This is a genomic window from Denitrificimonas caeni DSM 24390, assembly GCF_000421765.1.
Taxonomy (GTDB): domain Bacteria; phylum Pseudomonadota; class Gammaproteobacteria; order Pseudomonadales; family Pseudomonadaceae; genus Denitrificimonas; species Denitrificimonas caeni.
Map to the genome: position 1 here is coordinate 354,401 of NZ_ATXQ01000001.1, position 13,859 is coordinate 368,259.

The 13,859-nt window shown below is 48.6% G+C and carries 12 protein-coding genes; 3 read left to right on the top strand and 9 right to left on the bottom strand.

Features of this window, described 5'->3' with window-relative positions:
* Positions 1-55: 55 nt before the first annotated feature.
* Positions 56-1,273 (bottom strand): phosphoserine phosphatase SerB, encoded by a 1,218-nt coding sequence (gene serB / locus H591_RS0101635; protein WP_028244101.1) that lies wholly within the window; start codon positions 1,271-1,273, stop codon positions 56-58.
* Between the two features lie 178 nt (positions 1,274-1,451).
* On the opposite strand from serB, the gene H591_RS0101640 reads away from it, so the two are divergent.
* Positions 1,452-2,855: a histidine kinase gene (locus H591_RS0101640; RefSeq protein ID WP_022965199.1), complete on the top strand. Its 1,404-nt coding sequence runs from the start codon at positions 1,452-1,454 to the stop codon at positions 2,853-2,855.
* A gap of 48 nt (positions 2,856-2,903) precedes the next feature.
* On the opposite strand, the gene H591_RS0101645 is transcribed toward H591_RS0101640, so the two are convergent.
* The 8 genes from H591_RS0101645 to cpdA form a co-directional block, all read right to left on the bottom strand.
* Entirely contained in the window at positions 2,904-3,626 is a 723-nt protein-coding gene (locus H591_RS0101645) for a PqiC family protein (protein ID WP_022965200.1), read from the bottom strand.
* Positions 3,627-3,630: 4 nt separating this feature from the next.
* Entirely contained in the window at positions 3,631-4,587 is a 957-nt protein-coding gene (locus tag H591_RS15650) for an MlaD family protein (protein ID WP_022965201.1), read from the bottom strand.
* A complete protein-coding gene (locus H591_RS0101655) occupies positions 4,584-5,354 on the bottom strand; it encodes an ABC transporter ATP-binding protein (RefSeq protein ID WP_022965202.1) in 771 nt (256 codons plus the stop codon). Before H591_RS0101655 ends, H591_RS15650 begins: the two co-directional genes overlap by 4 nt.
* Before the next feature lie 2 nt (positions 5,355-5,356).
* A complete protein-coding gene (locus tag H591_RS0101660) occupies positions 5,357-6,475 on the bottom strand; it encodes an MlaE family ABC transporter permease (RefSeq protein ID WP_022965203.1) in 1,119 nt (372 codons plus the stop codon).
* A gap of 71 nt (positions 6,476-6,546) precedes the next feature.
* The gene (gene parC / locus H591_RS0101665; protein ID WP_022965204.1) at positions 6,547-8,799 is read right to left on the bottom strand and encodes a DNA topoisomerase IV subunit A; all 2,253 of its coding nucleotides are present in this window, start codon (positions 8,797-8,799) and stop codon (positions 6,547-6,549) included.
* Positions 8,800-8,860: 61 nt separating this feature from the next.
* A complete protein-coding gene (parE, locus tag H591_RS0101670; protein WP_022965205.1) occupies positions 8,861-10,756 on the bottom strand; it encodes a DNA topoisomerase IV subunit B in 1,896 nt (631 codons plus the stop codon).
* A gap of 11 nt (positions 10,757-10,767) precedes the next feature.
* Positions 10,768-11,388 carry a YqiA/YcfP family alpha/beta fold hydrolase gene (locus H591_RS0101675; protein ID WP_022965206.1) on the bottom strand — a complete coding sequence of 207 codons (621 nt, stop codon included), beginning with the start codon at positions 11,386-11,388 and terminating at the stop codon, positions 10,768-10,770.
* Between the two features lie 102 nt (positions 11,389-11,490).
* Entirely contained in the window at positions 11,491-12,297 is an 807-nt protein-coding gene (gene cpdA / locus H591_RS0101680) for a 3',5'-cyclic-AMP phosphodiesterase (RefSeq protein WP_022965207.1), read from the bottom strand.
* 171 nt (positions 12,298-12,468) lie between these two features.
* On the opposite strand from cpdA, the gene H591_RS0101685 reads away from it, so the two are divergent.
* Entirely contained in the window at positions 12,469-12,822 is a 354-nt protein-coding gene (locus H591_RS0101685; RefSeq protein ID WP_022965208.1) for a pentapeptide repeat-containing protein, read from the top strand.
* A gap of 123 nt (positions 12,823-12,945) precedes the next feature.
* Positions 12,946-13,743: a Crp/Fnr family transcriptional regulator gene (locus H591_RS0101690; protein ID WP_022965209.1), complete on the top strand. Its 798-nt coding sequence runs from the start codon at positions 12,946-12,948 to the stop codon at positions 13,741-13,743.
* Positions 13,744-13,859 lie beyond the last annotated feature (116 nt).

The following is a 13,859-nucleotide window of genomic DNA, read 5'->3' on the forward strand; positions in this document are numbered from 1 at the left end:
AATGATGCGCACCGTAGATCGTTTGTCTTGCAGTGCAAATTTTACCGCTACTTAATTATTCGTCAGCGCCTTCGCGGTCACGATAGCCTAATAAGTACAAAATACCGTCTAGGCCCAGTGTCGAAATCGCCTGACGGGCAGACTGCTTAACCATTGGCTTGGCTCGAAAAGCCACACCTAGTCCAGCTAAACCGAGCATCGGTAAATCATTTGCACCATCACCGACCGCAATGGTTTGCTCTAAACGCAAGCCTTCCATCTCAGTCAGTTCGCGCAATAAGTCTGCTTTACGCTGCGCATCAACAATGGGCTCAATAGCGCGTCCAGTTAACTTGCCGTCGACAATTTCCAGCTCGTTGGCATAAACATAATCAATGCCTAAGCGTGCTTGTAGTTGTTTGGCAAAGTAAGTGAAACCGCCAGACAAGATCGCGGTTTTATAGCCCAGTCGCTTCAATTCGGTGAACAGCATCTCCGCACCTTCGGTCAGGCGTAAGGATGCACCAATCTCTGCCAGCACATCTTCTGATAAGCCCTCAAGCAATGCTAAACGCTCTTTAAAGCTGGCTTTAAAATCCAACTCTCCCTGCATCGCCCGCTCAGTGATCTCAGCAACTTGTGCACCGACTCCGGCTGCTTTGGCTAATTCATCAATCACTTCCGCTTCAATCAGCGTCGAGTCCATATCAAAGACAGCAAGACGACGGTTACGACGGAAAACTGTATCACGCTGGAAGGCAATATCAACATTGAGCTCTTGTGCAACACTTAGAAACTCAGCACGCAAGGCCGCGGCATCAGCAGGTTCGCCACGCACCGAGAACTCGATGCAACCCTTGCCTTGGCTCTCTGGGGTATCCAGCGGCATACGACCGGACAAGCGATCAATATGGTCAATATTTAACCCGTATTGCGCAGTAATCGCACTCACTCGTTGTAATTGCTCAGCAGTGACCTGGCGCGTCAATAAGGTCACGATATAACGGGTTTTACCTTGACCAGCCACCCATTGCTGGTAATCATCTTCCGAAACAGGGGTAAAGCGCACTTGCTGATCAAGCTTATAACCGGTGAACAGTACATCTTTCAGCACAGCCGAGGCTTGCTCAGTGCTAGGAATCTCCACCAGAATGCCAAAGGACAAGGTGTTATGGATAACAGCCTGACCAATATCCAAAATTTTCACACCACTGTGCGCCAACACACCGGTAATAGCGGCGGTTAACCCCGGACGGTCTTCACCTGTGATGTTAATCAGGACAATTTCGCGCACGGTGCTTTCTCCGCAGATAAAAAGAGGCATTCTAGCCATTTAATCGCCCTACGTGCAGTCCTTTTGCTTGTTCTATAACTTGTGCCCGTTATACTTTGCCATTATCGCATCGGCTACAAACCCATTACTGAGCAATTTATATTTTTTAGCATCTTAATTTTAATTGGAAAATCTTTTTATGCCGCTCGAATCCACTCCGCTAAGACGTGTCAGCATTGCTTCACGGATTAGCAGTTATAGCGTTTTAATTATAGCGATGTGCTTGATAGCCTTTGTATGGTTGATGCACACACAGCTGAAGTGGTCAGTGCAGCAACAAGCGGATGCTTTGGGACAAAGTTTGCTTAAGCAAACCAGCATGACTGCAGAAAGTGCTTTATCCGCCAATGATGCGCTGAGCCTTGCTGTGTTATTGCGCGAATTGGTTAACAACCCTTATGTTAAGCATGCCGCAATTTATAGCGTAGACAATCGTGTTCTCGCTGAAGCAGGACTGCGGCCAAAATCAAGCATCGCAGAGCAAGGTTTTTACTCACAGCAACTGTCATTTCAAGATGTCATTGCTGGCACTCTACATTTACATATCGATATCAATAAATTACGCGAACCGCTGCAGACCAGCCTACAAAGCATGGCTGTGTTAGGCGCTGTGCTGCTGGTTTTGGCAATATTTTTATCAATGCATTTGGCTCGCTCAATCGCTTTGCCTTTACAGCACTTAAGTAACTGGCTGATTAATCCAGTACCTCCTGCGCCACACACGCAGCGTCCTGATGAAATTGGCTTACTAGCACGCCAGCTTAACGAATATTTTATTGTTGACACCTTAAGCGAAGACATCCCTACGCTCGAGCCAATCCTCGCCAATGAGCGCAAAAAAACAGCAGCAAATAACGCCGACACGGATCTTGCAGAGGACGATGACAGCGAAGATTTTAGTTACAACTCAGTACTCGACACCATCCCGCTCAGCGCACTAGATAGCGCTCTCCCACATGCGCCACAGCAGCTAATCGAGCGCACGGCAATCTTAGCGGTTGAATTTGGCAACCTTGAGCAATTGCGCCAATTACCACAAGAGCGCTTAATCGGCCTATTAAAGAAATACCGACACGCGGTTGAGCAATCGGCAATGCTTTACGGCGGTCAGTTACATACTTTAACCGACGGCCGCAGCTTAATTAGTTTCCATTCTGATAACGCTGAATACCCACGTAACGCGCTGTGCTGCGGCGAACTGCTGCGCGCTTTTGGCCATGCCTTACAGATTGAAGTGGCCGACAGCGGCATTGCTTTGCATTTACAACTGGGTTTAAGCGAAGGTTTGCCAATGAAGGATATGTCGCTGGGCGAGTTGTTGCTTAGCGAAAGTGCACAGGCAGCGCTAGAACTTAGCTTACACAGTCGTAATCTTTTACTGCTGAGCAATCAGTTAGCAGAAAACAGCAGCATTATCGCCTGCTCACGGGTACGTATGATTGCCAAACCGGATAACGCCAGTTGTGTGGAGTCACTGCTTAATCCTTACCCAGTCTTACTGCAAAACCAGTTGCAGCACTTGCAAAAAAACACCCCGAATTGATGAGTAGTGCTACTGCGCAACATCTGCAGTAGCGCCCCTTCTCACACTTTAAAACCGATACACTTCCTGCGCGCGGACAGGCTCAACCACAGGAATGTTGATCGATTCTACTTTTTCTGTAGCAGGCTTTTTCGTGGCGACTGCTGCAGTTGGTTTGCGCGCAGGACTGACCGCTTGCTCTGGAAAAGCATCCTGCAATGCCGTGACCAACTGTTTGGAAAGCTGTCCAAGCAGTTCACTTTGCGCTCGTACTTGATCTGCGACTTCACCATTGTGTGCTTCTTCAAAACGTAAGACCCGACTGTTGCGCAAGCTGCCTTTTGCATCGAGCAAACGCCATTGCGCCTCTAACACTGCAGGTTGTTGGACGCCTGAATCTAAGCGACTAATACTGAGCACCACTTGCGCTTGCGCTTCGATACCAACGCGGTCTGGATATAGCGCAATACGGCTGCTGCCCAACTGCGCAGACACTTGGCGCAGCAGTAACTGACCAATGTCATCTTGCAGACTGCCCGCCCAGCGCGCTTGCTGGCTGAGACTTAAACTGCCATCAGCCTCACGCTGTAACACATTCTCACGCTGTAAATAATCAGCAACGCGCAAAGGTCCTAACAGCACAGTGATATTGTTATCACGACTGGCTGTCTCAGTAGTCGACTGCTGTAACTGGTAAAAAGTGGCCGGCGGCGCAATGCTACAGCCGACTGAGCCAAACGCTAAAACCCCTACGATGGCTATACCCAGTGGCAAGCGCATTAACTGTTTCATATCTTCACCGTTTCTTGCCAAATATAATCGATTGTGGTTGCTGCTCTAAGCTTTCAGCTGTGCGCTGTAATGCTTTACTGGCTTGCCCAAGGTCTTGTAAAGACTGCAGCAACTCATATTGTAATTCTGATTGTGGACCCAAACTGCGGCGACCATCACTGACCATGCCATCCATTTGTTGCAAAGCATCACGAGCACTCTGCGCAGCATGACGCACATCCACTAAAGCCTCTTTCAACTCGATACTGCCGCTGTGAACATTATCCAACATTCCAGGCAGACGTTGTTGTAATTGCTGGCTGATTTTTTCAAAATTGGCCAAAGAAACACTCAAGCTCTGCAGACTTGCTTGGGTTTGCGGTGCAGAAGCTAAACGCTCAAAAGCCAGCAAGGTTTTATTAGCAGCCTCTAGAGTGTCCTTAAGAGGCATTTCTTTAAAACCTTTAGCCAAGTCTCGTAGCACATCGGCGATTTGATCAATACGCGACGGCACCGTCGGAATCGCTGGCAAATCGAGAATGTGTGGATCACGTATATAGCCTGGCTGATCTGGGAAAAAGTCTAAGGCAACAATGGCTTTACCCGTCAGCAAACTTGGTGTTTGCAATTGTGCACGCAAGCCCCGTTCAACTAAGGGTTCAATTGAATGATCAAAGCCACGATCTTTCTTTTTGCTGCGTGCACTTTCCGAATTAATGCGAATGGTGACTGGCATCACCACATCATTCAACGTGCGGTCATAGGATAAATTAATTTGCTGCACATTACCCACTTTCACCCCACGGTAAGTCACGTCAGCCCCAACATCCAGCCCATCCAGGGCTCCAGTAAAGTACACTACATATTCAACCGGTCGACTTAGAAGGCTATCACGACTCAACAACAGCAAGCCTGCAACCAGCAAGGCCACACCGCCCAATAAAAATGCACCAATCAAAAAAGGTTTGCGTGATTCACTCATTGTATTACCTCGTTTTTTGCCGCTTCACCGCGCCGTAAAAAGCGCTGCACTGTCTCTGGACCATGCTCTAGCAAGTCAGCTAAAGGCCCTAAGGCAATTTGCGTACGGGTTTTATTATCTAAAAACAAACAGGTGTCAGCGACCGCATAAATACTGGGTAACTCATGGGTGACCAAAACAATGCTGGATCCTAAGCTATCGCGCAGCTGCAAGATCAGTTCATCTAGCGCCATCGAGCTCAAAGGATCAAGCCCTGCCGAAGGCTCATCAAAAAACAACACTTGCGGATCTAATGCCAGCGCACGCGCCAAGGCCGCACGTTTACGCATACCACCAGAGAGTTCAGCTGGATACAACTCATCACAACCGGATAAGCCAACTAATGCCAACTTAATTGCCGCCAATTCGCGTAAATCTGCTGCAGTTAACTCTGGCCGCCAAGTACTCAAAGGTAAGCAAATATTTTCCCTAAGGGTCATCCCGCCCCACAGCGCACCATTTTGATATAACACGCCAAAATGTTGCTGTAAGTTGGCGCGGCTGTCAGCATCGCGTGCCCAAAAGTCTTCGCCTTGAAAAAATACGCGCCCAGCTAAAGGTGCCTGCAAACCAATTAGATGGCGCAGTAGCGTGCTTTTTCCGCAACCACTACCGCCCATAATGACAAAGACTTCGCCTTGTTTGATACTGAAGTTGAGATCACGCTGAATCACTAAAGAGCCATAACCGGCACTCAAGTTGTCTGCAACTAATACGCCTTCACTCATGCTTAGATCCCCAGCTGCGTGCAAATAAGGGTAATCACCGCATCACTAATTACTAAGGCAACAATAATGCTTACCACCGCATTGGTAGTGGCTTGGCCAACTGCTTGAGCATTACGTCCACAAGACAAACCGTAATAACAGCCAATTAAACCAATCAATACAGCAAAGACCAGACTTTTAAACAGGCCAATTAAAAAGTCAGTCAGCGTCAACATTTCTAAACTTTGATTAAGATATTGCGAGGCAGAAATATCAAACAGACCAGCGCCAATCACAAAACCGCCAAACACACCTAACGCATCAGCAAAGACAGTTAAAATTGGCATACTCACCAGCAAAGCCAGTAAGCGCGGCAGGATCAGAAACTCTAAAGGAGGAAAACCAAAGGTTTTTAGCGCATCAATTTCTTCATTGGCTTGCATACTTCCGATCTCTGCCGCATAAGCGGCACCAGTACGACCAGCCATGATCACTGCAGTCATCAGTGCACCCATTTCACGGGTCATGCCAATCGCCACCATATTAGCGATATACAACTGCGCGCCAAAGGCTTCGAGTTGTGCAGCGCCAACAAAAGCTAAAATCAAACCAATTAAACTGGCAATTAAAGCCACAATAGGTAAAGCGCCTGGACCACATTGCTGAAATGCCATCCAAAAATCACTCATGCGCATCCGCGCCTTGCCAGCAAACAAGCGACCAATGGCTTGGATCACCTCGCCAATAAAGATGCAAGAGTTGGCTATGGCAGTGGTTACAGTGAGTGCACCAAGCCCCAGCCGCGCAACCCAGCCATAGGCGGGCTTATCCGCCTCTTTAGCTTGAGTGGAGGGGCTATCGGCCATTTCCAGCAAGCGTTCAACACCATCAGGTAAGCCCTGCAGGTTAAGCGCAACCTGCTGCTCTGTCGCCAGACGCTGCAAGCGGCGCAGCAAGGCCAGCAGACTGCTATCCCATGCAGCAACATTGACGTGCACAGCTAACTGCTCTGGCAGACGGCCTCCTTGACGCCATACTTCACTCAACTCAGGCTTACGCTGATCCAGAGTCCAGCTCCCCACGACCTGCAGTACAGGTGCCTCACCACTGTGATCCCATTCTAATGACGCTGTCATATTCATCCGGTTATCCTTTAGCAGTGGCGAGGCAGTGTGTCATTTGCTTAGCACATCATCCATAGCGTCTGGTCACCTTAAAGCTCAACACGTAATCCGTCCACTCGCTGAAAGCCCCGTGGTAACTTATTGCCACGACGGCCGCGCTCACCTTGATAGTGTTCAAGATCGCTGAACTTAAGCGATAGAGTACGTTTACCGGCAATCAGCACCAAGTTACCTTGTGGCGGTAATATAGCAAAATCCACCAGCAACTCTTCACGCTTAGCCGCACGATCAGTTGGAATGCCAATCAGTTTATTGCCTTTACCTTTACTCAACTGCGGCAAATCAGAAACCTTAAACACCAGTAAACGACCTTCGTTGGTCACTGCAGCCAACCAATCGTCCTCAAAGCTATTGAGCATTTTCGGCGGTAACACGCGCGCAGCGTTCGGTAAGGTAATTAAAGCTTTGCCGGCTTTATTTTTCGCCTGCATGTCTTCGCCTTTGACCACAAAGCCATAGCCGGCATCCGAGGCAATCACCATCAACTGCTCATCACTTGGCATCAGCAAGCACTCAAAGGTCGCGCCAGCCGGCGGAGCTAATCGCCCTGATAATGGCTCGCCTTGACCGCGTGCGGCCGGCAAGGTGTGCGCGGGCAAGGAATAGCTGCGCCCGGTGCTATCAAGGAACACCACAAATTGATTCGAGCGTCCCTGCACTGCTTGTTTAAAGCCATCACCCGCTTTGTAAGATAAACCGCTCGGATCAATATCATGACCTTTCGCGCTTCGTACCCATCCTTGCTCGGACATCACTACAGTGACCGGCTCAGTCGGCAGTAAATCAGTTTCTGACAGGGCTTTGGCTTCACCGCGCTCAACCAAGGGTGAACGGCGATCATCGCCATAGGTTTTCGCATCGGCGATCAGCTCTTTGCGCACCAAATTTTTTAGTTTGGTTTCACTGCCGAGCAAGCCTTGTAGTTGCGCTTGTTCTTTGGCCAGTTCATCTTGCTCGCCACGGATTTTCATTTCTTCAAGGCGAGCTAATTGGCGTAAGCGTGTATCGAGAATGTAATCTGCTTGAATCTCGGTGATAGCAAAACGCTGCATCAACACCGGTTTAGGGTGATCCTCACTACGGATGATCTCAATCACTTCATCCATATTTAGAAAGGCAATCAACAAACCTTCTAATAAGTGCAGGCGTTTTTCCACCCGATCAAGCCGGAACTGCAGACGTTTGCGTACAGTTTCCACGCGAAACACCAACCACTCAACCAGCAAGCTGCGCAAGTCTTTGACTTGCGGACGACCATCAAGACCAATCACGTTTGTGTTGACCCGATAACTCGACTCTAAATCGGTGGTGGCAAATAGGTGCTGCATCAACTCCGCTGGGTCAACACGATTGGAGCGCGGAATAATCACAATGCGACAAGGGTTTTCGTGATCTGACTCATCGCGCAGATCAGCCACCATCGGCAGCTTTTTCGCCTGCATTTGTGCAGCGATTTGCTCGATCACCTTCGCCCCAGAGACTTGGTGTGGCAATGCCGTGACCACCACATCACCATCATCGACACGGTAAATTGCACGCATGCGCACAGAACCACGGCCGGTTTGATAGATTTTTAGAATATCCGCGCGCGGGGTAATGATTTCCGCATCGGTTGGATAATCAGGGCCTTGAATATGCTCACAAATATCTTCCAAGGTGGCTTTGGGCTGATCCAACAACAGCACGCAGGCGGCGGCTACTTCACGCAGGTTATGCGGCGGCACATCGGTGGCCATACCCACGGCAATCCCTGTGGTGCCATTGAGTAACAAATTCGGCAAGCGCGCAGGCAACACCGCAGGCTCATTCATAGTGCCGTCAAAGTTTGGAATCCAATCAACCGTGCCTTGGCCTAACTCAGTTAGCAGTACTTCTGAATAACGGGCTAAACGTGCTTCGGTATAACGCATCGCAGCAAAGGATTTCGGATCATCTGGCGCACCCCAGTTGCCCTGCCCGTCGACTAACGGATAACGATAGCTAAACGGTTGCGCCATCAACACCATCGCTTCATAGCAAGCGATGTCACCGTGTGGGTGGAACTTACCTAACACGTCACCAACGGTACGTGCCGATTTTTTATGCTTAGAGTCAGCGTCTAATCCCAGCTCACTCATGGCATAGACAATGCGGCGCTGCACTGGTTTTAGTCCATCACCAATGTGCGGCAAAGCGCGATCCATGATCACGTACATGGAGTAATTTAAATAGGCTTGCTCGGTAAACTCGGCCATCGAGCGGCGCTCAACGCCCTCAAGGCTTAAATCAACAAGTTGTGTCATGCATCGCCTCTATCGAATAATTGTGTAGTCAAAACAGCAGTCATTGGGGCTAAGCAGCGCATTAAACTTGCACCTCAGCCAAATCACCTTTGCTTTCTAGCCAAGCTTTACGGTCGCTGGCACGCTTTTTCGCCAACAGCATATCCATCAGTTCTTGCGTACCGTTGTAATCATCGAGGGTCAACTGCACTAAGCGACGGGTATTAGGGTCCATAGTGGTTTCACGCAACTGCGGCGGGTTCATCTCACCCAGACCTTTAAAGCGTGTGACCTGTGGTTTGCCGCGCTTTTTCTCGGTTTGCAGACGCTCAAGAATGCTATTGAGTTCATCCTCGTCCAGCGCGTAATGCACCTCTTTACCGATATCAACACGGTATAGCGGCGGCATCGCGACATAGATGTGCCCTGCTTCGACCAAGGGACGGAAATGACGCATAAACAAAGCGCAAAGCAGTGTGGCAATGTGCAAACCATCGGAGTCGGCATCAGCCAAAATGCACACTTTGCCGTAGCGCAACTGGCTAATATCCGCAGAACCAGGATCCACACCCATCGCCACGGCGATGTCGTGCACCTCTTGTGAGCCCAGCACCACGCTGCCATCAACTTCCCAAGTGTTAAGAATTTTGCCGCGCAAAGGCATAATCGCTTGAAACTCTTTATCGCGCGCCTGCTTAGCACTGCCGCCGGCCGAGTCCCCCTCCACTAAAAACAACTCGCCGCGCATCGGATCTTGTCCTGCGCAATCAGCAAGTTTGCCCGGCAATGCTGGCCCCTGGGTGATGCGTTTGCGCTCGACCTTGCGTCCCGCTTTTAAACGTCGACCCGCATGACTGATAGCCAGTTCGGCTAACTGCAAGCCCAGCTCTGAGTTGGCATTGAGCCATAAGCTGAAGGCATCTTTGACCACGCCGGCCACAAAACCTGCTGCAGTGCGTGAAGATAAGCGCTCTTTCGTTTGTCCAGAAAACTGCGGTTCCTGCATTTTCATCGACAAGACAAAGCTAATGCGTTCCCAAATGTCTTCAGGTGCCAGCTTTACGCCGCGCGGCAATAAATTACGGAACTCACAGAAATCGCGTAAAGCATCCAGCAAACCTTGGCGAAAGCCATTGACGTGAGTGCCGCCTTGCGCAGTTGGAATCAAGTTGACATAGCTTTCTTGAATCAGCTCACCACCTTCTGGCAGCCACAATACCGCCCAATCCACTCGCTCAGTTTTAGCGACAAACTGCCCACAAAACGGCTCTTCCGGCAGGCTAATAAACTCAGCCACAGCATCGGTTAGATAAGAGCGCAGACCATCTTCATAAAACCAAGTGATCTGTTCACTGCTGTTTTTGTCTTCAAACTTAACCGTCAGCCCTGGGCACAACACCGCCTTAGCTTTTAAAATATGCTTAAGACGACTGACCGAAAACTTAGCGGTATCAAAATACTTGGGATCTGGCCAAAAACGAATACTGGTACCGCTATTACGCTTACCAACCGTACCAATCACCTCAAGTTCGCTGGCTTTAAAACCATCACGAAAGGTCATTTGGTGTTCTTGACCGTCACGGCGCACACGCACTTCTACTAGCGTTGACAGTGCGTTGACGACAGAAATACCGACACCGTGCAAGCCACCGGAAAACTCATAGTTTTTACTGGAAAATTTACCACCGGCATGCAAACGGGTAAAAATTAACTCGACCCCAGGAATACCTTCTTCTGGGTGAATATCCACTGGCATGCCACGTCCATCATCAATCACCTCAAGGGATTGATCGGTGTGCAAAATAACCTGCACATTGCGTGCATGCCCTGCCAGCGCCTCATCGACACTGTTATCAATCACTTCTTGGGCGAGATGGTTTGGGCGCGTGGTATCGGTGTACATTCCAGGGCGCTTACGCACCGGATCTAACCCAGATAGAACCTCAATGGCATCAGCGGTATAGGTCGAATTAGTCATGGGTAATATGATTACTCAAAAGCAGAAAGATCAAGTTTTTGCAGGGTTGAAGCATCAACACCAACAAAAGCAAACAATTCAGGAAAATGCTCAGCAAAACGCTGAAAACCGTGGTCGCCGCCCTGTTCAACGTGTACAGAGCAGCCGTGATAATACTGTTCAGCCAAACAGTAGTCTAGCGTTTCATCACCGCTTTGCAACCAGATACAAAAACGCTCAGCATCCTCAGGTGGCGCAACTTCTAATGCAGCCAGTCCATGCAAATGCGACTCGGTAAGCTGCCAGCGCTCACCACTATAAAGGTTTTCTTGTTCAGTAAAGAAACCGTCAAACAGATGATGAGGACGTACGGCTGGATTAATCAGCAAAGCTTTTAAATGATGCTGTTGCGCTAAGTAGGTGGCGTAATAACCACCCAAGGAGCTACCCACCAGCACTGGCTGCTCAAGCTGCTCGATGGCGGCTTGTAGCTGAGCCACCGCCCGCTCTGGATGATGATGCAGTTCAGGTATCAACAACTGCTCTTCAGGCAAGCCAAGCTGCAGCCAAGCATGGCGCAACTGCTGTGCTTTCAGCGAAGCGGATGAACTATTAAAACCATGAATGTAAACAACAGATGGACTATTACGCATAAAAAACTACACACTAAATACAGCGGATTAGAATACCACCATGTCTCAATAAGTGCGCAGCCAGTCCTTTAAACAGCAAAGTTTCTCCTGCGCGCGCACGCCTCAGTAGCCCTTAATGCTGTAATCGATTTCAAAATCAATGTCCTCGACCCGTGACACCGCAGTTTGCAGTTGGCCATCATCATATAAGCGCAACCACCGATAACCAGGCGCTTTATCGTCCACCGCAAAATCTTCGCTGTGCGGAGTAAACTGCACGCAAGTGGAAGGCGCCGCCAACCAACGTATACCGTCGAACTGCTGATCAACTTCTTGGTGTACGTGTCCCCAAATCACTGCTTTGACATTGTCATAACGGCTGATAATTGACAGCATATCGGCAGCATTATGCAGGCCAATCTTATCCATCCAACGACTATTAATTGGCACTGGATGGTGGTGTAAGCCAATCAGCACATGACGATCACCGGCATCCACCAAAGCCCGCTCTAAAAGAGCTAATTGGTCTTTGGCTAATTCTCCGTGCACTTTCTTTGCCACAGAGGAGTCTAGTAACACGATACGCCACGCACCAATATCATAAACAGGCTCAAGCCAGTCGGTGTCTGCGCATATTTGTTGCAGTGCCAAACGTTCATCATGGTTGCCGGCAAACCAGCGTTTGGGCGCGTTAAAGGCGTTCACCATCTCAGAAAAACGCTGGTAAGACGCAATCGAGCCGTCTTGGGAGATGTCACCTGTGCACAATAACAAATCAATGTTCGACTGCTCAGCGAGAACACCGCTAATGACTTGCTGCAAGCTGTCATCGGTATCCATACCCAACAAACGGCCAGCTTCATCAGCAAACAAATGACTGTCTGACAGCTGCACCAGCGTTACGTAGGGCATTTTCTTCAAGGGCTCCATCAAGCTGGCCCCTCTCCATTGATTTAGACCCGAGCAATTATGCGTACAGTTATGGTTTAGAGCAAATCAAACAAGGGGGCTCAGTTCACATTAAATAGAAATCACTTGCTTGCATAACAGACCAAAATAGCGACTATACTTAAAACTCATTGCACCTTGCGGAGATCAGTCATGACTCGTCCAAAAAAAATAGATCATCCTCTATTTCAACTGCTTGACGAAGAAAAAATCGATCTTTTTAATGAGCAAAAAAGATTGTACGCAGCATCCGGATTATTAGACTTTAAAAATGCTGACTTACGCGGTCTAAACTTGCGCGGTCTTGATGCAAGCGGCATTGATTTTCGTAACGCGTATTTTCGTAGCTGTGACCTACGAGGCATTGATTTTAGAGAGACCTTACTAGAAGGTGCGAGCATTAATCGTGCAAAAATCTCTGGATGCTACTTTGCTAACAATATATTGGCCGAAGAAATAGTTATGTCATTAACAGCCGGAACACGCATTCGTTGCCAACCAAAATAAACAATGAGTCACTGCATATTGCACCAGCTCACAGTCTGCAGATATATTCATTTACTTAATATATGCTGCAGATTAGTGTTTTAATATATTTGTTATAGCCGCTGGTTTAGGAATTTTTTACTTATGTATCTACTAGGTGAGCAACCGGCGTATGCCGACAAGCTAATCAATCGTCTGCAGACTATTCCTCGCCAATTACTGGAGGGTTTAAAACCTTGCGGTGAACACATTGACATAGCGCAAACATCCGATTTAAATCGAGACTTACCTGATAATCAGCTCTTTATCATTGATAACGGTTTAATTCACGCACTGGTTGATAGTCGCCCGGTTTTTTACCTACAAGAAGGCGATTTACTTGGTTTACGCCAAGGTCTCGACTTACCCGAGTGTCAATACAGCAGCGAAGAACCTATACGTTTAACACCTTACAGTCGTCGTGAAGCTTTTCAGCACATTGCTGAAAACGATCAGCGTCAAGAGCTTTTCACTCTCTATCTGTTAGGGCATTCAGCATTGTTTTCTGACGCCTTAGCACGCTTAAGACAGCCAGAAATACGTCCAACCACCGGCTTCCAAAGTTTTGCTGCGGGCGAAGAGTTGATCAACCAAGGCGACATCGCTGAGCATGTATTCATTATTATTGAAGGACACGCCGAAGCTTGGGTAAACGGTGAAAAAGTCGGCGACGTGGAAAAAGATGAGATTTTCGGCGCTATGGCGGTATTTACCGAAGAGCGTCGTACTGCCACTGTGATTGCCAGCGAACCCTGTACAGTCATGGTTATTCCTAAAGACCAATTCCTCAGCTTGATGCGCAGCAATCCTCGTATTGCTCACAGCCTTATTGAAAGCATGGCGCGACGCATTGATCTAATGAACAAAGAAATCACCCATTTGCGCAGCAAGCTAAAAAACTAAGTACCCATCTTCAGCAAGTCAACAAGCGCTCATTCGCAGCGATTGTTGACTTGTTTTCAACGCAAAGCATTCCTAGCGATCAAGACAAGCGGCAAAGCTTCCTGCATTTTTGGGCA

Bases quoted from the DNA above. Each gene is read 5' to 3' on its own strand.
- H591_RS0101640 (WP_022965199.1), top strand. From the start codon at position 1,452: ATGCCGCTCGAATCCACTCCGCTAAGACGTGTCAGCATTGCTTCACGG.
- H591_RS0101645 (WP_022965200.1), bottom strand. From the start codon at position 3,626: ATGAAACAGTTAATGCGCTTGCCACTGGGTATAGCCATCGTAGGGGTT.
- H591_RS15650 (WP_022965201.1), bottom strand. From the start codon at position 4,587: ATGAGTGAATCACGCAAACCTTTTTTGATTGGTGCATTTTTATTGGGC.
- H591_RS0101655 (WP_022965202.1), bottom strand. From the start codon at position 5,354: ATGAGTGAAGGCGTATTAGTTGCAGACAACTTGAGTGCCGGTTATGGC.
- H591_RS0101660 (WP_022965203.1), bottom strand. From the start codon at position 6,475: ATGAATATGACAGCGTCATTAGAATGGGATCACAGTGGTGAGGCACCT.
- parC (WP_022965204.1), bottom strand. From the start codon at position 8,799: ATGACACAACTTGTTGATTTAAGCCTTGAGGGCGTTGAGCGCCGCTCG.
- parE (WP_022965205.1), bottom strand. From the start codon at position 10,756: ATGACTAATTCGACCTATACCGCTGATGCCATTGAGGTTCTATCTGGG.
- H591_RS0101675 (WP_022965206.1), bottom strand. From the start codon at position 11,388: ATGCGTAATAGTCCATCTGTTGTTTACATTCATGGTTTTAATAGTTCA.
- cpdA (WP_022965207.1), bottom strand. From the start codon at position 12,297: ATGGAGCCCTTGAAGAAAATGCCCTACGTAACGCTGGTGCAGCTGTCA.
- H591_RS0101685 (WP_022965208.1), top strand. From the start codon at position 12,469: ATGACTCGTCCAAAAAAAATAGATCATCCTCTATTTCAACTGCTTGAC.
- H591_RS0101690 (WP_022965209.1), top strand. From the start codon at position 12,946: ATGTATCTACTAGGTGAGCAACCGGCGTATGCCGACAAGCTAATCAAT.